Here is a 22,824-nt window from a genome sequence, read left to right on the forward strand (position 1 = left end):
AACAGGGGACTAGCGCATACTCAAGAACCGTTCGGGAATACCCGACGGTTCTTTTTTTAGCAGTAACATTTAGCCGATGGCTCCGTAACCTCTTGCTTTCATGCCGTTGTGCTCTCCGCTGTGCTACTTGTGATCTGCCGAGCGCCACCAGGCCCAGGTCGCTGCCAGGCCAGCCGTACCGGCTATAACGGGAATCATGTAACTCACCGCATTTAGCGGGAACGCCGAGATGCTGCTTCCGGCTAGCTGAAGTGCCGGTATAGACCAGGGCAGATAAGCTCCCAGTGGCGTCGAGCCTGCAATCAAAGCGACCATAAGAGTGGTGAAAGCGAACCCGATCGGCATCAGATAACCGCGTGATGCGCTTGCGATGAAGGCGACAGGACCGCACAGCACCACATGAAGACAGACTGCAATTAATAGCTGGATCAAATAATGCTTCACCTCGACCGTCGAGAAGCCTTGCATGCCCGCGATGAATCCGGTCATTATAGCGAAACCGAAAGTAATCAGGGCAAGAATGAAGCAGCAGGAAGCGGCAACTGCCGACTTGGCCATCACAATCGTCCCGCGCGAGACGGGAAGGGCCAGCAAATCCTTGAAGGTCCGATCACTGTATTCGCGTCCGAACGTCCAGCTCACGACCGCGCCAAAGCCGATGATCCCGAACACGCTGCTGAACATAAAGACAACATTTTGCAGATAGACCGTCCAATCACTCTCACCTGCGCGAATAACAGTCACGAACAGAAAGAATGCCAGAATGCCAATGAAGACATAGGAACGATATAATTTGGTGTTTTCCACGCGGATTGCCGCAAGCCAGGACATCATGCCTCCCATGCTCCTTTCGCACCGATTGTTTTTAGAAAATAGGACTCCAGCTCTTCTTCCTCCACTTTGAGCATGGATACCGGATGGCCCGAGTCGGCCAGCAGCTTCGATACAGCTTCCGGATGGCGTACAGCTAGCTCGTCATATACCTCCAGCCATCCGCCCTCACCGATTTGTGCGCGATAACCGTTCTCCTTGAGCGTGGAAAGGGCGGAGGCTGTTTGATCACATACCCCGATATACAGCCGTTTTTGGCGAATGTCCTCGAATTCCTTCGTCGTCAATTCCTGAAGGAGTGCGCCTTGATGAATAATGCCGATCCTTGAAGCCATCTTCGCAATTTCCTCCAGAATGTGGCTGGAAATGAAGACCGTAATCCCTTGCTGAGCGGCGAGGTGGATAAGCAATTCCCGGATTTCGACAATACCCGCCGGATCAAGCGCATTGGTCGGCTCATCCAGAATCAGGATATCCGGATCATGCATGAGAGCCTTGGCCAACCCCAGCTTTTGCATGTTGCCCAAGGATAGATTTTTGGCTTTGATATCCGCCATGGGACTCAGGCGAAGCTTCTCCATAACGGATTCGACGGCTCTGCGCTCCGGGATTCGACGCATTCTTGCGAACAGCCGCAGGTTCTCCCTCACTGTAAAATCGGGGTACGCGGCAGGAGCCTCTACCATATAGCCAACCCGGTTCCAGAGCTGCTTTCCCCCTTCGGCAAGCCGCTGCCCGAGCAGATACACCTCACCGGATGTGGGCTTGATCATTCCGAGCAGGGAGCGGATTGTCGTTGTTTTACCCGCGCCGTTCAGTCCCAGGAATCCGTAGATTTCCCCTTGGCTAACCGATAATGATACTTCGTCAACGACGGTTCTGTTTCCATAGCGTTTGGTCAGGCGCTCCGTCCGGATCATTTCCTTCATGCTGCAGCTCTCCCTTTCTTGTTGAATTCAAAGATTTAACTTACCGAACGATCGTTGAGTTAAATTCTTAAAAAAATTACTTGGACCACAATTGGACATAAAAATCAGCAATTCGCTTCATTTCCGCATGCGGCATGACCCGTCCGTTGATCATTTCTTGAACGATAAGGACCACGACATGGGACAAAAATTGGGAGGCGGCCATTTCAAAATCCATAGGGCGCAGCTGCTCCCGGGAGGCAAGCTCCATTAAGCAGGCGGACATGGTACGGAACGGCTGTCTGGTGAGCGACTCCAGAGCCTCTTTTTGCTCATGATCCAGCAAGCTGCGTTCCCGGATCAGAATCTGGAAATACTGCTGGTCCTTCATCAGCCGTCCGGCAATCCCATCGATCAGGTCCAGAAGGATCCGATCAAGCGGCCCGCCATCATCAAACGCCTCGCCGAACAACGCTACGAAGCTGGAAATTCTCTCTTCCTGGGCGCTTTGGAGAACGGATTTCAGTATTTCGAGCTTTCCTCCGGGGAAATAATGATAGGTCAAAGCTTCCGCCATGCCGATTTCTTTATTTAATTCACGCATGGAGGTCGCGTGGTAGCCTTTCTCCGCGAACAAACGCTTGGCGATTTCAAGGATTTGCTGCTTTCGCTCTGCAGCTTGCATATCCCGGTTGGTCATTCTTTTGCTTCTTGGTTCAGACACAGCAAGCATCCTCACTTTCACTAAACGATCGTTGAGTAAATAATAGTGCTTCCTGAGGCCCAAGTCAAATCACATCTCCGTGGGGTGAGCAAGCCGGAGAACGGGGGCGCCGGTAACCCTGATTTCTGCTGATCCCAAAACAAGCCCCGCTGCTTCCAGCTCCCAATTGTGGCACTACCCAATTGTGGAGGAACGCGGCGGGGCTTGTATGCAGCAGGCGATATTCGCAGATGCCGTTCATTGGAGGCGTGCTGCCCGTGCTGCTGCTTAGGCGCCTGTCCACTTCTCGCCGGTCAAGTATTTCTCTGTCAGAACGGCGAGAAGCTGGATGCCGACTTCATTATGTCCGCCTTCCGGAATAATGAGATCGGCGTATTTCTTGGAGGGCTCGATGAACGCTTCATGCATCGGCTTGACTGTCGTCAAATACTGCTGGTGGATCGACTGGATTGTGCGGCCGCGCTCCTCGATATCCCGCAGCACTCTGCGGAGAATGCGGACATCGGGATCGGTGTCGACGAACACCTTGATGTCGAGATGCTGCCGCAGATTCTCGTCGGACAGCACATGCAGCCCCTCGATAATGATGATATGATTAGGCCGGAGCAGGGTTGTTTCGGTGGTGGAGCGGGCGTGGACCGTGAAATCATAGACCGGCGCATGGGCGGCCTGTCCCGATTTGAGCTGCTTCAAATGCTCGATCAGAAGCTCATTGTCGAATGCGAAGGGGTGATCGTAATTGATTGCTCCGCGTTCGGCCATACTGAGATGCGAATGATCCTTATAGTAATTATCCTGTGAGATGAACGTGACTTCTTCACCGGCCCCTAGCCGTTCGATTACCGACCTTGCGACCGTTGTTTTGCCGGACCCTGTTCCGCCGGCGATCCCAATAATAAGCATGGCGTATTAATAAACCTCCCTAAGACTTTCCCTTAGCCAATTCCAGTATTGTAGCACAGCGGCCCCGAATTTTCATCTATGAGCTTTACCGTCCCGCAGCCATAAAGCATGTTATATACTAGTAACATCGGCATGTGCGCGGATAAGCGCTTCAATGCCATAACTGACGGAAGGATGATTCTCTGTGAACGAAAAAGTAATCTTTTTGACAACCGATACAATGGGAACGGGAGGCAGCCGGCTCGGCGAACAGCTGCTTGAGACCTATTTCACCCTGCTGAAGCAGCAGGAAACGCTGCCGGCCGCGATTTTTTGCGTGAACCGGGGCGTGCTGGCGCTGACAGGCAAATCGATGGCTTCTCTGCATCTGAAGGAAATTCAGGAACGGGGCGTTCCCGTGCTGGCCTGCTCCACTTGCGTCAACTATTATGGCGTGGGCGATCAGCTCTATGCGGGTGAAGTGTCCAGCATGGGGCATTTTATCGAGCTGTCGGCGAAGTATGAAGTGGTGACCTTGTCATGACAAGCCCGAATCCGCTTCTGGAAGCGTTCAATCGGGCGGAATATGCCCTGGGCGGTCATGGAAGACGGAATGTGCAGATGCTGAAGAACGCGCTGGAAGCCTGGGATGGCGGATTGGACAGCGACGTATACGGCTCGGGGAAGCTGATTGAAGATTTTCAGAATAAAATGGCCGGTGTTCTCGGCAAGGAAGCGGCCGTGTTCTTCCCCAGCGGCACTATGGCGCAGCAGATTGCGCTGCGGATCTGGTGTGACCGCCAAGGCGTCAAGAAAGTTGCCTATCACCCGCTGTGCCATCTGGAAATTCACGAGCAGCGGGGGCTTCACGAGCTGCACGGCATTGAGCCGGTGTTGCTTGGCGGCCAAGACCGGCTGATTACCCTGGATGATGTCCGGGCGCTGGACGAGTCGATATCCTGCCTGCTCCTGGAGCTGCCCCAGCGGGAAATCGGGGGCCAGCTTCCGGATTACAGCGAGCTTGAAGCGATTTCTGCTTACTGCCGCGGGCGCGGAATCGCTCTGCATCTCGACGGAGCAAGACTGTTCGAGGTGCTGCCCTATTACCGGAAGACCGCAGCTGAGGTGTGCGCCCTGTTCGACAGCGTCTATATTTCCTTCTACAAGGGGATTGGCGGAATTGCCGGAGCGATTCTGGCAGGAGACGCCGGGCTGACGGAGGAATCGAAGATTTGGAAAAGAAGACATGGCGGCGACCTCATCAGCTTGTATCCGTATATTCTCTCGGCCGATTATTACTTTGAAGAGAGATTACCTAACATGAAAAGGTACTACGAGGGGGCTCGGGAGCTCGCGGGTTTATTTCACAAATGCAAGGGTGTGACCACGCTTCCAGAGACTCCGGTGTCCAACATGTTCCATGTGCATTTTGGCCTGTCCAAGCAGGCGGTGGAGCCTCTCTTGATCGGGCTGTATGAAGAGACAGGCCTTGGTATTACGCATTATTTGCGGGAAAACGGCGAGAATTCCTGTTATTTCGAGGTCAGTATCGGTGACCGTTACGAAGGGATTCCGAAGGACAAATTGGCTTCGTCATTCTCGCTTCTGAACGACCGGCTAACCGCCGCATTGTGATAAAACACAATCATGGCAGATAAAGTTTTGAGATTTCACCAAAAGGAAAAGCCGCAGGGTATGTTATCATTCTTCACATAAGAGACATCCACAAAGACAGGAGATGTGTAGAATGATCATCGGAGTACCTAAGGAAATCAAGAATAACGAGAATCGTGTAGCCATTACGCCGGCAGGAGTCGTCAGCTTTGTCAAGGAAGGTCACAAGGTATTGGTCGAGCAGGGCGCGGGCCTTGGCAGCGGATTTACGGATGCGGAATACGCAGCTGCGGGAGCGGAACTGATTGCAGGCGCCGCCGATGTATGGAGCAGCGCCGAGATGGTGATGAAGGTGAAGGAGCCGCTTGAGAGCGAATACGGCTACTTCCGTGCCGGTCTCGTTCTGTTCACTTACCTGCATCTGGCTCCGGAGCCCGCTCTGGCGACTGCACTGAAAGAGAAAGGCGTGTTCGCAATCGGCTACGAGACGGTTACTGAAGGCCGCACTCTGCCGCTGCTGACTCCGATGAGCGAAGTGGCTGGACGCATGTCCGTACAGCTCGGAGCCCAATTCCTGCAGAAGAACTACGGTGGACAGGGCATCCTGCTTGCCGGCGTTCCTGGTGTAAGCAGAGGCAAGGTCAGCATCATCGGCGGCGGCGTGGTCGGAACGAATGCGGCGAAGATGGCGATCGGTCTTGGAGCGGAAGTAACGATTGTTGACCTCAGCGCTGACAGACTTCGCCAGCTTGACGATATTTTCGGAGCGCAGATCAACACGCTGATCTCGAACCCGTACAACATCGCCAAAGCGGTTGCCGAAGCCGATGTGCTCGTAGGCGCTGTACTGATTCCGGGAGCCAAAGCACCGAAGCTGGTGACGGAAGAAATGGTCAAGACGATGAAGCCGGGCTCCGTTATCGTCGACGTGGCGATCGACCAGGGCGGTATCGTCGAGACGATCGACCATGTTACTACACATGACAATCCGGTCTTCGAGAAGCATGGCGTACTGCACTACTCCGTAGCCAACATGCCGGGCGCTGTAGCCAAGACCTCGACTATCGCTCTGACGAATGTAACCGTTCCTTACGCGCTGCAAATCGCGGGCAAGGGCGCGCTGAAAGCCGTACAGGAGAGTGAAGGCCTGCTGAACGGCGTTAACATTGCGAACGGCAAGATCACCTGTAAGGCCGTAGCTGAAGCGCTCGGCGAAGAATGCTTTACGGTCGCTCAGGCGATGTCCCAAGAGTTCACCTTGATTTAACACATATAGAGAGAACCCCATAAAGAGAACCCTAATATACAGAGAGAGTCCAGAGATGATCGGACGATTCCAATGAAGAGAAGGAACCCATGAAGAACGGCGGCCGCTATGCGGCGCTGTTCTTTTTTTCCGGGAAAAGGGGCGTTCATATCCGGAGCCTGGTCACCGGTCGGTCGCATTAACGGCCATCACGGCCCGTCGCTATATAATGATGGCAGATTTTCTGCCACGACAGCCCTTCCGGTTATAGTCAGGCCGGGGCTCGCCGTACTATAATAGAAAAACCTATTACGTACTTATAAGGTTTGGCATTCTCTGAAGGCTGGAGGGGGATTATGACAGAAGCGGGCGTATCCTTTGACCGTTTTTTTGACAATATGGAGTCACTGGCGGATGCGATCAGCGAATCGCTGCGGTCCCAGGTGACCATTGAGGACGACAATCACCATGTGGTCGGCTACAGCTCCCATCAGTTCGAGAGCGATCCGGCGCGGATTTCAACGATTATCGGCAAACGGGTGCCAGATTCGGTCATCATTGGATTGCGCAAGAAGGGAATTATGCGTCAGCTTGAAAATACCCCCCATCCCATCCGGATTCCCGGCGTGATGGAGATCGGGCTCGGCCCACGACTGGCCATGTGCATCAAGCATCAGAAGGAAGTGCTGGGTTATATCTGGGTAGTGGATGCCGGCAATCTGGCCGAAGGCTATGCCGAGGGGATCGTGGAGCGGGCGGCATCGACCGCTGCGCGCTATCTGCTGAAGCAGCGGGGCTGGAAGAGCAAGCAGAACCAGGCGCGCGAGGATTTCTTCTGGAAGCTTCTGACTTCGCATTATGGCACAGAACAGGATATTCGCAGGGACGCCGCCGAGGACGGCATTGATCTTCCGCGCGGGTTCTATATCGGTGTATTCGAGCCAGAGACGGACAGAATTGTAGATGAGTCGTTCCTGATGAAGTTCCGGCAGGCGGCGGGCGGTATCCCGGGCGTAACGCCGGTCTTTCTTACCACCGAGCATAACCGGGTGATCCTGCTGTTCACCCTGCAGCCGCATGTGGAAGAGTCGGAAGGCCTTTCTTCTTATATGAAGAGTATCGCCGGTCAGCTTGGCAAAAGCGAGGACTGCCGCATCTCCGGCGGCTGCAGCCTGTACTACGGAGAGTATTTGTCGGCGGCTGTTGCCTATACGGAGGCGGCGTCCATCGTTGAGATTAAGCGGCTGCTGCCTTTTCAGGCGCGGGAGCTTCTGCTGTATGAAGGTATAGGGTTCTGGGCCCATCTTCCCGCTATCATAGAACAGAAGCGAAGCCGGGGACGCCGCAGTCCGCTGCTCTATCCGCTCAAGGAGCATGACCGTCTGCACAAGACGGACTTCGTCAAGACAATTGCCGTCTACCTGACGTTTAACGGGAATCTGAAGGAGTCCGCGTCTTTTTTGCATATCCATACGAATACCTTGATGTACCGGCTGAACCGGATTGCGGAGATTACGGGCCGCGAGCTGAAGGATACCCATTACCGCTTCTCGATTTACCTTGATATTTTAACGGAAGAGACCCGTCAGTTGAATCAGTGGTTCGCGCAGAATGGGGCTTCGCTGTAAAAATATGCGCAATAACGCGCCTCGATGGGCAACCTGCCTCTTTTACATGTAGGGTATGTGTCATGTGTGGCGGATTCAAGCTACTGGTGGAAGAAAATCTATACATGAATGTCACATAAAAATACTCCCTCCGGGTCAATCTTATTACATTCTGTACAATGAAATGAGAGGATACGGGCCGTAACATAGAGTTGAGGTATGACTAAGACTGGACGGAGGAGATCGAATGCAGACGCAAAACATTTTCGTTAACGGAGCCCGTCTCAAGGAAACTATAGAGGCCTTTGCCGATTTCGGACGCACGCCCGCGAACGGGGTAACCCGGCTGTGCTTCAGCGAAGAGGATATCAAGGTGCGGGACTACTTCCGCTCCTGCTGCGAGAGTCTGGGCATGACCGTCAAGGTGGATGATATGGGTTGTATGTACGCAACGCTTGAGGGTACCGAGGATAAGCCTCCGATTGTGATGGGCTCCCATCTGGATACGGTGGTCAAAGGCGGCCGTTTCGACGGTGTGCTCGGTGTTATCACGGGTCTTGAGGTGGTTCGGACGCTCGTGGATCACGGCATCAAGCCGAAGATTCCGGTCACCGTCATGAACTTTACGAATGAAGAAGGCGCCCGGTTCGAGCCGTCCATGATGGCTTCCGGCGTGCTGTCGGGCAAGTTCGATAAGGATGCCATGCTGAAGAGCAAGGACCGGGAAGGCGTAGCCTTCGGCGAAGCGCTGGAAGCCAGCGGCTATCAAGGCGACGAGAGCAACCGCATCAAGGAAGCTTCGGCTTATCTGGAGCTGCACATCGAACAAGGGCCTGTCCTTGAAAAAGAAGGCCTGTCGATCGGGCTGGTCGACTGCGTTGTTGGCATGGTCTGCTACGAGATCGAAGTGACCGGGGAATCGAATCATGCCGGTACGACGCCGATGGATATGCGGAATGATGCTTTCTTCACCGCAACCGACTTGGTGGCGGAGCTGCGGAGCAAGCTGGGCGGTCTGGACTCCGAGCTGGTGTTCACAATGGGCCGGGTCAATGTCTATCCCAATGTGCATACGGTCATTCCGAACAAGGTCGTGTTCACAGTCGAGGCGCGTCACAAGGATGAATCGGTGATCGAGGAAGTGGTGAGGATCATTAACGGACTTCCTGAATCCCTTGGCGGCTGCGAGGTGAGTAAGAAGAAGCTGTGGGGCCGGGATACAGTCTGGTTCGATGAACGGGTGTGCGGAGCTGTTGAGAAGGCGGCTGAGACGCTCGGTTATTCCTCCAGGAAAATGGCCAGCGGCGCCGGACATGACGCCCAGTTCGTCGCCAGCTACCTGCCGTCGGCAATGATCTTCGTGCCCAGCGTACGGGGGAAGAGCCACTGCGAAGAGGAATTTACACCGTACGAAGATTGTGAAAAAGGCGTTAACGTCATGCTGGATACCGTGCTGACTCTGCTGGCTGAAGCCTGAGCAGCCTGAACAGCGTGAACGAAACGTAATGAAAGACTCGCTTCCTCGAATACAATAGAAACGACAGGCAGGTTAAAAAAGCGGCCGCTTCCGTATGGGATAAGAATCCCGGAAGCGGCCGCTTTTTCATGTATGGGGAGATGATATAGCGAAACAGGAGGCTGCCCTGGTATGAACGCCAAAAACCCGGCAAGGATTTCTCCTTGCCGGGTTTTTCTAGAGATTAGCGGGAATTACTCAGACAGATTAGCTTTGACCAGCAGCTGATGCAGGGCTACAGCGATGGTCTCGCGGGTTGCCGGAGCCTTCGGATTGAAGGCCGAACCCGAATCGCTGCTCAGGATGCCTGCGGCAGTCAGCGTTTGAATGCTGTCCTTAGCATAGCTAGCAACTTGGGCGCTGTCGCTGTAAGGCGTGAAGGACGGATTGGACGGAGTCAGTTTGATTCCGGCCAGCTTCACGGCGCGATCCAGAATCGCAGCCATTTCTTGACGGGATACGCTCGCGGTAGGTGCGAACTTGCCGCCTCCTACACCGAGAATCAATCCAGCCTTGGAAGCAGCGGCTACATCGCCTGCGTACCAGCTAGTGGCGCTGACGTCAGTGAAGGAAGCCGTGGCGTCAGTGCGAAGACCAAGTGCGCGAACCAGAATAGCTGTGAATTCGGCGCGGGTCAGGTTGCTCTTCGGCGAGAATGTTGTAGCCGAAGTGCCTTGGAAGATCAGCTTGTTCGCCAGAGCTTGAATGTCGGAAGCGGCCGGAGAGTTCGCGATATCCGTGAACGCTGCCGGGCGGCTAACAGCGGCATAAGTCGAGAAGCCCGGACGGCTTACCGTAACCAGGGTTGTTCCGTCGGCCTGAGCCTTGAATACGGAACCTACCGGAGTGATCTTGCCATTCTCTTCGAAGAGAACGCCGGCCGTATTGGCTTTAATGTCACCAGGAACGGTGAAGGATCTCTTGATGAATGTGTTGTTCGGTACAGTCAGATAGGTGCTGCCAGTTGCCGTAGTCCAGCTTGCTTCAAAGGATACCGGCGTGCCGATAACCGTCGAGCCTGCCGAAGCCGCTGTGAACTTGGCAGATGACCCTGCAGCCGGAGTCACACTGAGGCTCAGGGATGCGCCTGCCGGGCTATTCTTCAGCAGAGATACCGGCAAGGATACAGCCGAATCCTTCGTGCTCACGATGATCTTCGTGTCGGAAGTCAGCGCTGCGAGCTTCGCCACCTGGTCCGCTGTCAGGCTCAGTACAGCCGGGCCTGTTACCGATGGAACCGAGATGAGGATAGCATTCTGAGCAGATGTTGCGCCAGCCAAAGCGGTTGTCAGCGTAGTGTCGGCAACTGTCAGGTTGGTTACGCCGTTCTGAGTCGTGATCGTCGGATTAACCGTTACCTGCTTGGCTCCTTGATCAACAACCGCTGTTCCTGCCGGGCTGGTTGTTACAGTAGTTGTATCGGTTCCGCCAGTTGAGGAACCGCCGCCAGTGCTGCCGCCGCCGGAGATATAATCACCGGAAACGAGCAGGGCAGTATAACCGCTGTAATAGTCATCCTTATACGGATCAATTCTTACGGGTACTGTGGTATTGTCTTCGACTGGGGCCGCGATAACGGCGATTTTATAAGTGCCGTCAGTCAGTGTGGCTACTGCCGGTGAACCGTCCGCATTCAGAATTGGATAACCTTTGCTGTCATACGGATGATAGGTGGTACCTACGACTGTTGAATATTGTCCAGGCTGGAAGCTGGTTTTAGGTTCTCCGGTTGTTTGCGCCGTATAGTAGCCCAGAGTCTTGTCATTAAGACCGATAACGTCAACTTCATAATAGTTTACATCTTCGGCTGTGAGCTTGAAGGAGAGTGGCGTCGAATCATTGGTGCCCAGGATTTTCTTACCCAGAGCCAGTTCTTGAACACCGGCTCCCCAATCAGGCTGTTCGGTGCCGATGTTCACGACAAATGGCAGGTGCAGGTCTGGTTGTCCGGCAGATTTGAGCGTTACTTGTCCTTCATAGGTTGCACCTTCTTCAGCGTTGGCACCGACACCCAATGTAAGGGTAAATGGTGTTGCTGTACCTGCCGCAGCAGTGATTTCGCTTTGACCAAGCTCTGCAGTAATACCGGAAGGCTGAGCGCCATGCCAGTCAATTGTTGCCGAGTAGGTTAGGCTAGAGCCGCCCGTATTCTTCAACTGCAAATTCTTGACTGCAGATGCGCCTGCCGACATCAGACCGAAGCTGGCGGAATCATTGTAGTTAATGATGCTCTGGGGCTGGAAGTTCTTGTCCAGAATGCTGATTGGCTCTACCGATTGCAACAGGGTGCTCGTCTTGATGGCATTCTCAACGTTGGCCCGTCCTGGACCTTGGATATACACGTCGTAGAAATTATCACCTTCATCGCCGATCACATCTGCCGTGTTGGCCAGGGCTGCGCGAATGTCGAACGGAGACCAGTTCGGATGCGCTTGTTTAATCAGCAGAGCAAGACCTGCGACGTGAGGAGTCGCCATACTGGTGCCGCTGATCCGGTTGTAAGCTTCAGCGTAGGAGGCGTTTTCGTCGTATTTGCCGTATGCCGGCCATGTCGACAGAATGCCTACGCCTGGAGCCACAATATCCGGTTTGATGCTGAGCGAGCCGTCGACGTTAGGGCCCCAGGAAGTAAAGCTGGCAGGGACATCGCCTTCGGAGAAGCCCGGATTGTAGTTGGAATCGAAAGTGAAGTACACGGGTTTGTTCTCATTGGCTAGAATCGCTCTGGCCAATGCGCGTCCATCTTTACCTTTCATGTCGAATGTCGGGATGTAATCAAATCCGTCTCCGATAGTGGAATTGATGTAGCCATCGCGGTTAGCGATGCTGTCCCGCAAATCGGCGTTATGGTTCCCGTCTGTGTTGCCGTTAAATACGACAACAGCTCTGGCACCGTGTGCCTTGGCATTGGCGATTTTATCGACAAAAGCCAGCTCGCCGCGGGAGACGAGGACGATTGCTCCGTCGACATCAGCAGTCTTATAATCTTCATCCGCACCCAGATCGGCGTAGACGACCGGAACCGGATCAGGTCCGATAATGGATGCAAAATCTTCTTTCGCGATTTTCCATGCCATTGCGTTAACATCATTGTAAGTTGCATAGGTGGCGGTGCTGACCGAGGCGTCTTCGATCTCCACTTTGAGATGATTGGAGAAAGTCTTGGTCGGGCTTGTTACCGCGCCTACGGAGATCGCCAGCTGGGATACCGCCGGGGAGCCAAGAGTGAAATACCCCGGTCCTGCGTTGCCGTTGGCGATAACAGCCACGACTCCGGACAGAACAGCATTGTTGATGGCGATGGAGTCGGGAGAGTTGACATCCTTCTCTGCATCGGAACCAAGCGAGAGGTTGATGACGTCCATGCCGTCCTTCACCGCACGTTCAATACCGTCGATAACCTGTGCGGAAGAACCGGAGGAAGTGCTGGGATCGTCAAGATTGCGTCCCAGTACTTTATAGGCATAGAGCTCGGCGTCGGGAGCTACGCCTTTCTGGGCGATATCGCCAGTTCTGTTCTCGAACTGGCCAATGATGGTACCGGCGACATGAGTGCCGTGATAAGTGCCTTCGTAACCTGTACCGTAAACATCGTCCTCAACGGAAATCGGAGCCTCTTCGTAGGGGTCGTTGTCATTGTAGAAAGAGTCCCATCCGCCTTTATACGCCGGGGCGATGTCAGGATGCTTATAATCGACGCCCGTATCAATAACGCCAACCTTCAGGCCAGCGCCCGTATAGCTATTCGCCCATGCCCAGGTTGCATGGATCTGATCCAGAGGAGCGCTATCGTTTTGCGGAGTGGTACTTTCGTCCACTGCCTCATCGGGAATCGTGTACCAGGTGCTGTTCTCATAGATGGATTTGACGCCCGAGATTTCGGCAAGCTCTGGGACTTCATTAGCAGGAATTGTAACCTCAAAGCCATTCAACACCGTATCGTATTGATAGTTGACTTTAAGGTTCAGACCTTCGTTTTTGGCTTTGCTTAGGACGTCGGATTGCTGGCTTACTACCGCAGACTCAGTTGATGCTTTGGCGAGAGAAGAGAATCCTTCCTTTGCAGCGTATTGACCAACGGCAGCCGGTTGTCCGCTCAGTTGGACGATAACCCGTACTTTTTTGGAAGAAGAAGTATCAATCTTTGGAGAAACATAAACTTGTGCTGCTTGAATTACTGAGATGCTGTTCTTAACTGACTGCGATTGCAAGCCTTCGGCCGCGAAGGCCGCGCCCGGTATAGTTCCGGCTGTTACTCCCAAAGCCAGAGCTGCCACGGACAGCTTACGTGTAAGTTTGCCCCACTCCAAAAAAATCCCTCCCGAATGTTTGTGTGAATAGATGAGCCTACCAGCCCGGGTGAATGAATTATGTAGAATTCTCCTTCCTATTAATTCTATTTCTATCTCCACCTTGGATAGTAGGAAAAAAGATTAAGAAGATTTTACCATCGGTTAATTGTAAAATCCAGAAGAAAATTCGAGATTTGTGAAAAATATAACTCACTATGTAATATAGATGGAAAGAAATGATGGAATTTAAAGGTTTAATGCTGAAAGATCTAGCAATATTTATGCGCAGGGTCATAGAGAGATTGAGGGAAAGATCTGATTCAAAGAGAGATAGGTTAGGTTGTCTGCCATATTCAAAGAATAAATGGAATCTACGAACATATTTTGGAATCTAAATAGGAATATGCGTTCTCGGGAAAAGCTGCAGCGTTAATATCCGGATAAATTTTTATGCCGATTTAGGTAAAAGGAAATTCCTAAGCTGCAGGTTTTCGTAAATAGCCGCAATATAGACGGAATGCTCGGCTGCACTTAATCCAATTCAACGTGAAAAAAAGTGTGCAGGATGGGTAAAGTAACAGTACGGACCTGAACGGTTCCGGAAGGAGGGAGACACATGGACAACAGGGAGACCGAAGAGATCGGTGTCATTTACAAGGAACGGAATGCCTTTGTCATCCGCACGGAGGAAGGGCCAATCGGCGAAATCACGTACATTCCCAAGGACGAGCATACCTGGGTGGCGGATCATACTTATGTGGCGCCGCACTACCGGGGAGGCAATATAGCCCAGCGTCTGCTTAAGCGTCTGGCAGAGGAGGCGCGGGCGGAGGGAGCCAAGATCATTCCCCAATGCTCTTATGTCGGCGTTCAGTTCAGACGAAATCCCGAATATGAAGATGTGTGGAAACACTAGCCTGTGAGATCCGGTGAAGACCGCTGATACAGTTGGAAAAAGCCATGCTCCGCCTTAAATGGAGCATGGCTTCTGTGGTTCCGAATACACTCAGCTTCCCGACAATCCGCGCCGCAGCGAGAACAGCTCTTTCAGCGCTTCCGTGGACAGCTCGGTAATCCAGTTCTCGGAGGAGCTTGCCATAATGCTGTCGCTGAGCTGCTGCTTGCTCTCCAGCATGTCGTCGATCCGCTCCTCCAGCGTGCCGAGGGCAATGAACTTATGAACCTGCACATCCCGGATCTGGCCCATGCGGTAGGCGCGGTCAGTCGCCTGATTCTCCACGGCGGGGTTCCACCAGCGGTCGAAGTGGAAGACATGATTGGCGGCCGTCAGGTTCAGACCGACGCCGCCTGCCTTCAGCGACAGGATAAACACGCCGGAAGGTCTGTCCGCCAAGCCAGAGCCGGAATCTATGCTGTCTGATGAGCCGGGAGGCAGGGGAGATTCCCGTCCCGACTGAAAGGCTTCGACCATACGGTCCCGTGCAGTTTTGGAGGTGCTGCCGTTCAGGTACAGCACCGGCTCGCCAAGCTCGTCCTGAAGCACGCGGCGCAGCATCTCCCCCATTCCGATATATTGGGTGAAGATGAGACAGCGTTCGCCTTCCTCCCGCAGCTCTTTGACCATGGCGACCAGTCGCTCAAGTTTGGCGGAACGCTCAATAAGCTTCGCGTTGAGCTGTGCGCTGCTGCCGGGCTCTTGTCCGCCGTCCTCCGCTGTGTCTTCGGAAGAATCGCCCTCTCTCGTAATAAGAGCAGGGTGGTCGCATAGCTGCTTCAGCCGGGTCAGAGAGGAGAGGATGGCGCCCTTGCGGGCCATTCCTTCCAGCTTGTTCATCTTGCTCATCAGCTCATTCACGGTCTGGTCGTACAAAGCCGCCTGCTCGCCGGTCAGATGAATATAGCTCTTCATTTCATTCTTGTCCGGCAGATCGAGCTGGATGGCGGGGTCCTTCTTTTTGCGGCGCAGCATAAAGGGCTGAACGAGCCGCCGGAGTTCGGCTGTTCGTCTTGCATCGCCTTCCTTCTCGATGGGCTGGATGAAACGTCCCTGGAAGGCGTGCAGCGAGCCGAGAAAGCCCGGCATGATGAAATCGTAGATGGACCATAGCTCGGCCAGCCGGTTCTCGATCGGTGTGCCTGTCAGCGCGACCCGATGCAGAGCCGGAAAGCTGCGGACCGCCATCGACTGCTTGGTCTGCGCATTCTTGATATTCTGGGCTTCGTCGAGACAAAGCGCCGACCAGGTGAGGCCGGACAGCAGCTCCTGGTCCAGCGACGCGGTGGCGTAGGAAGTGAGCACGACGTCATGCTCCGCAGCTGCGGCGAAGAAGGCTTCGCCGTTCAGCCGATTCCCGCCGTAATGCAGCATGACCCGCAGAGAGGGAGCGAAGCGCTCCAGCTCCTTCTGCCAGTTGCCGAGCACCGAGGTCGGGCAGACAATAAGCGAAGGCCGGGGAGCATCCGGCCTTCCGCCATGCCCTTCCTTGACGTGAAGCAGATAGGAGATCAGCTGCACGGTTTTGCCAAGGCCCATATCATCGGCCAGGCAGGCGCCGAGGCCGTGGCGGCGCAGAAAGACGAGCCACCCGTAGCCTTCAAGCTGATAGGAGCGAAGCTGGGCCTGAAGACCCGCCGGCGGCTCCGGCTGCGGCCGGCTCTCATGGCCGCCGAGCTGGCCCATCAGCTTCACGAACTGCTCGTTCAGCTCGACTTCAAGCTGAAGCCGGTTGTCCATCTCACGAGCCATCGTCTCGCTGCCAGTGGAATTGTCTTCCCCTGCTTCCTCTTCATTCAGCAGATGAAGCTGCAGAACATCCTGGAAGGTCATGCCTTCCGATTTGTCGATGCCGTCCATCGCTCTGCGGATTTGGGCCAGCAGAGCGGGATCGAGCGGAATCCAGCGATCCTGGAAGCGCACGAGGCGCTCGCCCCTGGCAACGAGCGCGGCGAATTCCTCTTCCGAGAGGTCAACGTCGCCGATCGAGACGCGCCAATCGAATTCGATGATGGCGTTCAGCCCCATGTGCGAGCGGCCGCCCCGGTTCTCGGTCTCGGGGCGGAGCTTGGCCCGAAGCCGCGGCTTCCGACGGCTCGCGGCCTCCCACCAGGCCGGCAGGAGCACGATCCAGCCGGCCTCCAGCAGACGGCGGCTCTCCGCCGTCAGGAAGCTCCAGGCGCCCGCCCCGTCCAGCGGGCGGGCCAATACATCGCCGCCGGCCGCGAAGCGTACCGGCGGCAGGCAAGCGCGCAGCCGCTCCAGCCAGCCGGCCGAGCGGCTCTCCACATGCGGCGACCAGGCCGGAGGCCAGTCGCCGCGGGCGGTTCCGTCCTCGGCCAGCCGGACGTGGACGAGCGAAGCGGGGTCGGCTTTGTCCTGAAGGACGAGCCGAATCCGCCAGGGCCCGGCCTTGAAGGGCTCCAGCAGCTGGAGCGCAGGCCGGAACGGCAGCACATCGGCCTTCCAGCCGATGGAGACAAGCCAGCTGTCCGCGTCGAGTCCCGCCGCGGTGCGGGGGGCGCGCTCGAACAGCATCGGATATTCCCGGCGGAGATCGGCGGCGAGCGCTTCCGTGCCGTACCGCAGCTTGTTCACCGCTGCGGAGAAGGCCGCCCGGACTCCCGCAGCGAAGTCTGCGTCCTCGCGGAGCCGCTCCAGTGCAGACGCCAAATCTCCCGCCGCAGCGCGGGCTCCGGGGGCTTCAGCGGCCTCCTTCAGAACCCGGTCCTCCCAGGTCCACTGGAGCCGGCCCTGAAGGTGAGCGGCCAGACTGGGGGCATACTGCCTGTTCTCCAGGCAGCGGAGCAGCGGCGGGGCCAATGCCGCAAGCGCCGCCGTCTCCTCCTCCCAGCTCCAGCCAACATGGTCAAGCAGGTCGGGAGAAGCGAAGAAGGGGAGAACCATCTCGGCGGGCAGAACCACAAGCTCGATTTCCCCTGCCTTGTGTACCGCAAGCTCTGTGCCGAAGCAGGAATCTTCATGCCAGGCGAAGAGCAGATGCTTCAGCCGCATGCCTGGCAGCGCGGAGCCGTTATCCGCCAGCCCGTACAGCAGAGCGTCTCCATGTTCGCTGAGTCCGGCGCGGACCGTAAGGTGAAGCAGTTGTCCGTTCATGGAATCAGCTTTCCTTTCCGCAGTTCCTCTTGCAGCGCGCGCAGCCTGCTATGGCGCTGCGAGAAGGCGCCGAGGAAGTCGCCGAAGCGCTCCTCGTCCTTGCGTTTTTTGTACAGCTTCTGCAGCCGTTTCAGCAGCTTCACCGCCGTCTTGTAGCCAGCCCGGTTCTTCTCTGCAACGTACCGCTCCACGGCCTGATGATAGAAGGGCAGCAGCAGCTCGGGCGCCTCCTTCTCCAGAGGCTGGAGATCGCGCACCCGGAAGTCCAGCGGGTCCTTGCCGGTGCTGAGCTGATAATCCATCCACTGCCGCAAGCGTCCCCGGCTAAGCAGAAGCTTCTCGTAAATGTCCCTGCTGAGGGGAAGCATGGCGGTCAGCGATTCCCACATGAAGGGCTCCGCCTCGGGCCGCCGCGCGGCAGCCTCTTCCCAGAGAGTGGCATATTCCTCCAGAATTTGCGGGTGATAGCCGGTCAGCAAGGCGCTGGCCTCCTTAAGCCACCGCACAAGCCGCTCCCACTCCCCGGCTTCCGCCATGAACTCCCAGAAGGAGCCAAGCGCCTGAGGGTGAAAGCCCGTGCGTTCTGCCGCTTCTCTCAGCAGATCGAGAGCTTCGCCGTCTTCCCCCAGCAGAAGGTGCAGCCAGCCGCGTGCAGTCAGCGCCGCCGTAGCGTACGCCCCTGCCAGCCGGTCCTGTTCCCGTTCCAGGCGGCGCAGCTCATCCTGGATGAGGGGGGCCCTCTCCACGGAAGGCAAAATCCATTTTCGCCACAGCAGGACGTACAGCCGGAAATAGAAGGCCTGTTCCCTGCCTGCGGACAGCATTTCGTGGCGAAGAAGCCCGAGCGTATCCAGAATCCGGTTGTGAAGCGCCGGCTCTTGGACGAGCTGCAGCTCCTCCTGCAGAATGCCCTCCATGGCGTCCTGCAGCTCCGAGACTGCTAGATGAGTATAGTAGCCGAGCGAGGGCATGAAAGAGCCGGGGCCGCTTCCGGAGCGGACCGTCAGCGTCCCCAGCACATGCAGGCGCGCATGCAGGGCGAAGAGCTTCTCCAGCTCGGGTGCAAGGTCCGGCTTGATGCGGAAGATCGCGGCAAGCGCCTCATCGACATAGCGGGGATTTCGGGTCTCGCCCGCAAGCCTGGACAGGCACTGCCCGAACAGTTCATGCCACTGGGCAATATTCATGGACGGAATGAGGCGTCCCCGCTCCACAAGCGAGGCGGCGGCGCCCCGTACATGGATGCGGCCCGAATCGGAGCTGCCGGGCACACCGGAAGCACCGGACATACCGGACATACCGGAGCTGCCAGACACACCGGAAGCACCGGACATAGCGGAGGCTCCTCCCGCGCCCGGTGTCCGCTCCGCATAGGAGCCGCCCCCCGGGGGCACAGGTAGATGAAGATGCGGCTTCACGCCCCTACCGGATAAGTACTCCGGGGCATCCTGGCTATCCGCAAGCAGCCGCCGCCCGGCGTATCCCCCGGCTTCGTCCGCGCCAATGCGGCCTGTCCCGGGCGGAACCGGCTCCATCCGGGTTGCCGGTCCGGAACCCGCAGGGCCGCCCGCCTCGCTTCGGCCGATGCCCGCCATCCGCGTTTGGGCGGAAGACTGGGCATTTGCCAGCAGCGGCACGGGCCGGCCTTGCGATCCGGCATACTCCATCAGCACGGCCGCCATATGCTTGCAGGGTCCAAGGACCGGACAGCTGCAGCTGCTGATGGAGAAGGCGCCGAGCACCATTTCGACGCTGTACCGCTCGCTGCCGTCCACGAAAGCTGTAAGCAGACCGGCGGAAGGCGACTGCAGGGAGGATACCCGTCCCTGCTTGTAATATTGAAATCCCCGTTTCAGGGTCAAATCGTCGAAATAATAGGCTGCGTCCTGAATCAGCCGGCTCCATCCGGCATCGTCAAGTACAGGTGTCGATTGCATGGAAGGTGTTCTCCTCGTTTATCTTGGGATCTTCCTATTATACCATTTTCCCGAACATGTTTTCCCCTCTGCCGGGAGCGGCTTATCGAGAGCGTCCTATAAGGTTTTGACACTGTTGCGGCCGCTCTCCTTCGCGAGGTACAGCGCCCGGTCCGCCTGATCCACCAGCGAGGTGATCTCGTGCGTATCCGGACCGAGCGATGAAAGGCCCAGGCTGATCGTATAACTGATAGACTGCCCCTGCATGGAGACTGGCGAGGCCGCAATGCTCTTGCGCATAATTTCCGCCAGACGGATCGCCTGCGGCGCGGTGACGCCCGGAAGCACAAGGACGAACTCTTCTCCTCCATACCGGCCGATTATGCCGCGGGGCTGAGCCAGCTCAGCCAGCCGTTTCACCGTCTCCTGAATGACCTTGTCTCCCATAAGATGGCCGTACCTGTCGTTGATGCTCTTGAAATGGTCGATATCGACCATAATCAGCGACAGGGGGACTCCCGTATTCCGGCATTGGGCCAGATGTCGGCGGGCAAGCTTCAAGAAATGAGAGCGGTTGTACACCCCGGTCAGACCGTCGATGGAGGCAAGGCGGTTGATTTCGGAGAAGAGCCGGACATTTTCCATGGATATACCGACCTGACCGGCAAAATCGCGCAGAATGCTTCGTTCATTCCCTGTAATTCTTCTCGCAAAATAGCTGTACAGCACAACAGCGCCGATCATGCGGTCATGATACAGAATGGGTATGCCGAGAAAAGTGCGGGCCAGCGGGTCCGGCAGGGAAAGGTCCTCATGTCCCGAGAGCAGGATCAGCTGTTTCTCCACAATCAGACGACGGAGAAAAGCCTCGCTCTCCGGTTCCGCAGCATTCAGCCCGTACCAGGGGCCTGCCCCCGTCTGGGCTGTGAGCTCATACCCGCCTTCTTTTTCCAGCAGAATAAAGCCATGTTCGCAGGCCGTAATTTTGGATAGACTCGTCATTGTAAATTGAAGCAGCTCGTCCAGATCATGCGTGGATGTCAGTCTCTTCGTCGTCTCGTGCAGCTGCTTGAGCAGTGCTCCCTGCTTCTCCTCAAGCGTCTTCTCATGACGGATGCCGTTGAATCGGTCGGCAAGCGCAAGCGACAGAAGAACCGTCTCGGCGGCCGAGCCGAACCGGATCGAATACAGCGACCAGAAGTTCAGGGGAATCAGCTTATAGGCAGCCAAAATATTGAGCAGGGCGCCGGCGAACAAGACGATCCAGGCGAAAATGTAAAAGAACACCGAGCGGATGCGGAACCGGACGGCGAGAATCGCCCCGAGACAGAAAAGGATGCTGACGGAGGAGAGACAGACCGCCAGACGCGTACCGGCAGCAGGCGACAGCAGCAATATGGCCGGAAGCGCCAATATCAGCACAACGGTGAAGAATTGCATGATCCGCGCCATGCGCGGCGAGTATTTCGGCACGGACAGGAAGTTCAGGGAGAACAGAAGAGCGAATAAACCGGTCAGTGTAATAAACATCGGGTTCGCCCTCACCTCCCAACCGGGGAAGTCCGGCCAGAGGAACTGGTAGGCGAAGCCGTCCCAGACCGCCTGCATGACGGCGAAAGACAAAATAAACAGTACATAGTACAAATAAGTCCGTTCCCGGATAGAAATGAACAGGAAGATGTTGTATAGGGCCATGACCAGCATGATGCCGTAATAGACGCCGAACAGAAGGTCCTGATGCTGTTCTTTTTCGAGGAAGCTCTGTGTATCCCACAGCTTCATGGGAAGCTGGAGGAATGTGTCGGTCTCGATTTTGAAATACAGCTTCTCCCCGGACATCGGCGCGAAAGAAAGATGAAAAATAAAGTTGCGGTGAATATAGCTGCGGTCATAGAAGGGCAGTCTTCTGCCCGTAACGGTCTCGCTTGATAATTTGCGCTCATCGTTGAATTGATACAGCGTAACCTTTCCGAGTTGAGGCTTGCTGAGCTCCAGCATGAAGTCTCTGGTTCTGGCCGCATCGTTGTAGAGATCAAGCTTCACCCAGTAGACGGACTTGCTCAAGGTGCCGGCGAACCCGCTGGAAGAGTAGGGCTCGTAAAGGGCATCCATGGCGGGAGCGGCCGCCTGCTCGGGAGTCAGCGAGCCGTCCTTGTCCTCCATGATGCGCAGGATGCCCTGCAGGTCGTTATTTCCGGCAAGTGAGGCGGAATCATCGGGCTGATCGATGGGAGCTGCAGCCGCCCCGGAACCGAATGTCAGCAATAGCAGAACCGCAATCAAGCCGCCCGCTAACGCGCGCGGCAGGGCGGCAATCAAGCCGGCCGCCTTAATTACGGAAGTGTGCAGAGCTTTCATCGCCGTACGGTCAGTTCCGGGACAAGCTTTCGGTGAGATCGATTTCGATTTCATCCCCGAATTGTCCCTTGATCAGCTTCAAATGCCCGTCGCTGGAGAAATCGCTGGGCATGAAGCCGTTGATAACGGCCTTCGGATCGAGCAGGCCCATCTCGATGAAGGACTCGGCGATCAGCTCGCTGCAAGTATAGTTGTCCAGTTTGGAGCGGATATGAAAGAACCGCCCCTCAATGACCTCCAGAATCATCTTCCATTGCCCCGGATTGGGAATGCCGTGAAGCTTCGTGAACAGCTCATGCAGGCTGGAGATCATCTCTTCGGTCCGTTCCACCTCCAGCGGTCTCACCGCGTAGCGGGGAGGCACATAGGGAACGACATCGCTTCCATAGGTTTCCAGTCGTTGCTTCAAATCGACAAGTTTCGGCCCGGTCAGGTGATCATGCATCAAGGCGTCGGGCAGATTTGTCAGCGCAGTGGACTCCCACAGCAGCGGAGTCTCGATTTCCGGAATGCGTACAACCATAGCGACATGGGACCAAAGGCTTCCCTCCAGTTTCTCGACAAGCTTGCTGATTTCATATTGACCGCTGAACAGGATCAAATCTCCCGTCCGAAGCTGCGGCTCGATTTCCGAATATGGACGTTTTTGCATTTCCAGGCCTCCCATAGGTCCAACCGACCTTCATATATGTAGGCAGATATCTGATCCGATATCCCGTATATGTGGAGTTAATTCGACGGCAGGTCAAAAAATCCTGTTGAAAATTGTATGGAATTGCGATTTATATCACACCGTTGCAAAAAGTGAGCCCCCGCGCAGCAGGCGAAGGCCCGGCAGGGGCTGCAGGACCGGGTATG

Annotated in this window: 15 protein-coding genes; 6 read left to right on the forward strand and 9 right to left on the reverse strand. The window is 55.8% G+C overall.

Features of this window, described 5'->3' with window-relative positions; translation table 11 throughout:
* Positions 1-123: 123 nt before the first annotated feature.
* From PSTEL_RS01620 to udk, 4 genes are all read right to left on the reverse strand, one after another.
* Positions 124-834 carry an ABC transporter permease gene (locus PSTEL_RS01620; RefSeq protein ID WP_038693061.1) on the reverse strand — a complete coding sequence of 237 codons (711 nt, stop codon included), beginning with the start codon at positions 832-834 and terminating at the stop codon, positions 124-126.
* On the reverse strand, positions 831-1,760 hold the full coding sequence (locus PSTEL_RS01625; RefSeq protein ID WP_038693062.1) for an ABC transporter ATP-binding protein: 930 nt from the start codon (positions 1,758-1,760) through the stop codon (positions 831-833). Before PSTEL_RS01625 ends, PSTEL_RS01620 begins: the two co-directional genes overlap by 4 nt.
* A 76-nt stretch (positions 1,761-1,836) precedes the next feature.
* The gene (locus PSTEL_RS01630) at positions 1,837-2,463 is read right to left on the reverse strand and encodes a TetR/AcrR family transcriptional regulator (RefSeq protein WP_169744522.1); all 627 of its coding nucleotides are present in this window, start codon (positions 2,461-2,463) and stop codon (positions 1,837-1,839) included.
* Between the two features lie 267 nt (positions 2,464-2,730).
* On the reverse strand, positions 2,731-3,366 hold the full coding sequence (gene udk / locus PSTEL_RS01635; RefSeq protein WP_038693065.1) for a uridine kinase: 636 nt from the start codon (positions 3,364-3,366) through the stop codon (positions 2,731-2,733).
* A gap of 184 nt (positions 3,367-3,550) precedes the next feature.
* Here udk and PSTEL_RS01640 point away from each other — a divergent pair, with 184 nt between their 5' ends.
* From PSTEL_RS01640 to PSTEL_RS01660, 5 genes are all read left to right on the forward strand, one after another.
* Complete coding sequence (locus PSTEL_RS01640; protein ID WP_038693067.1) at positions 3,551-3,889, forward strand: DsrE family protein; 339 nt, start codon at positions 3,551-3,553, stop codon at positions 3,887-3,889.
* Positions 3,886-4,980, forward strand: coding sequence for a threonine aldolase family protein (locus tag PSTEL_RS01645; RefSeq protein ID WP_038693069.1), 1,095 nt, complete (start codon positions 3,886-3,888; stop codon positions 4,978-4,980). Before PSTEL_RS01640 ends, PSTEL_RS01645 begins: the two co-directional genes overlap by 4 nt.
* Positions 4,981-5,092: 112 nt before the next feature.
* The gene (gene ald / locus PSTEL_RS01650) at positions 5,093-6,226 is read left to right on the forward strand and encodes an alanine dehydrogenase (RefSeq protein WP_038693070.1); all 1,134 of its coding nucleotides are present in this window, start codon (positions 5,093-5,095) and stop codon (positions 6,224-6,226) included.
* Between the two features lie 335 nt (positions 6,227-6,561).
* A complete protein-coding gene (locus PSTEL_RS01655; protein WP_038693071.1) occupies positions 6,562-7,833 on the forward strand; it encodes a PucR family transcriptional regulator in 1,272 nt (423 codons plus the stop codon).
* A 226-nt stretch (positions 7,834-8,059) separates the two neighbouring features.
* Positions 8,060-9,289 carry a Zn-dependent hydrolase gene (locus tag PSTEL_RS01660; RefSeq protein WP_038693072.1) on the forward strand — a complete coding sequence of 410 codons (1,230 nt, stop codon included), beginning with the start codon at positions 8,060-8,062 and terminating at the stop codon, positions 9,287-9,289.
* 233 nt (positions 9,290-9,522) lie between these two features.
* On the opposite strand, the gene PSTEL_RS01665 is transcribed toward PSTEL_RS01660, so the two are convergent.
* A complete protein-coding gene (locus tag PSTEL_RS01665) occupies positions 9,523-13,638 on the reverse strand; it encodes a S8 family serine peptidase (RefSeq protein WP_038693074.1) in 4,116 nt (1,371 codons plus the stop codon).
* A 598-nt stretch (positions 13,639-14,236) separates the two neighbouring features.
* Here PSTEL_RS01665 and PSTEL_RS01670 point away from each other — a divergent pair.
* Complete coding sequence (locus PSTEL_RS01670) at positions 14,237-14,536, forward strand: GNAT family N-acetyltransferase (RefSeq protein ID WP_052098117.1); 300 nt, start codon at positions 14,237-14,239, stop codon at positions 14,534-14,536.
* 90 nt (positions 14,537-14,626) lie between these two features.
* On the opposite strand, the gene PSTEL_RS01675 is transcribed toward PSTEL_RS01670, so the two are convergent.
* The 4 genes from PSTEL_RS01675 to PSTEL_RS01690 all read right to left on the reverse strand — a co-directional run bounded on the left by PSTEL_RS01675 (position 14,627) and on the right by PSTEL_RS01690 (position 22,618).
* A complete protein-coding gene (locus PSTEL_RS01675; RefSeq protein ID WP_038693075.1) occupies positions 14,627-17,692 on the reverse strand; it encodes a DEAD/DEAH box helicase in 3,066 nt (1,021 codons plus the stop codon).
* A complete protein-coding gene (locus PSTEL_RS25950; RefSeq protein WP_052098118.1) occupies positions 17,689-19,629 on the reverse strand; it encodes an SWIM zinc finger family protein in 1,941 nt (646 codons plus the stop codon). The genes PSTEL_RS01675 and PSTEL_RS25950 overlap by 4 nt, the downstream gene beginning before the upstream one ends.
* 96 nt (positions 19,630-19,725) lie before the next feature.
* The gene (locus tag PSTEL_RS01685) at positions 19,726-22,020 is read right to left on the reverse strand and encodes a sensor domain-containing diguanylate cyclase (protein WP_084064570.1); all 2,295 of its coding nucleotides are present in this window, start codon (positions 22,018-22,020) and stop codon (positions 19,726-19,728) included.
* Positions 21,977-22,618 carry a C40 family peptidase gene (locus tag PSTEL_RS01690; RefSeq protein ID WP_038693079.1) on the reverse strand — a complete coding sequence of 214 codons (642 nt, stop codon included), beginning with the start codon at positions 22,616-22,618 and terminating at the stop codon, positions 21,977-21,979. The genes PSTEL_RS01685 and PSTEL_RS01690 overlap by 44 nt, the downstream gene beginning before the upstream one ends.
* Positions 22,619-22,824 lie beyond the last annotated feature (206 nt).

This window comes from Paenibacillus stellifer (assembly GCF_000758685.1).
GTDB lineage: Bacteria > Bacillota > Bacilli > Paenibacillales > Paenibacillaceae > Paenibacillus_AQ > Paenibacillus_AQ stellifer.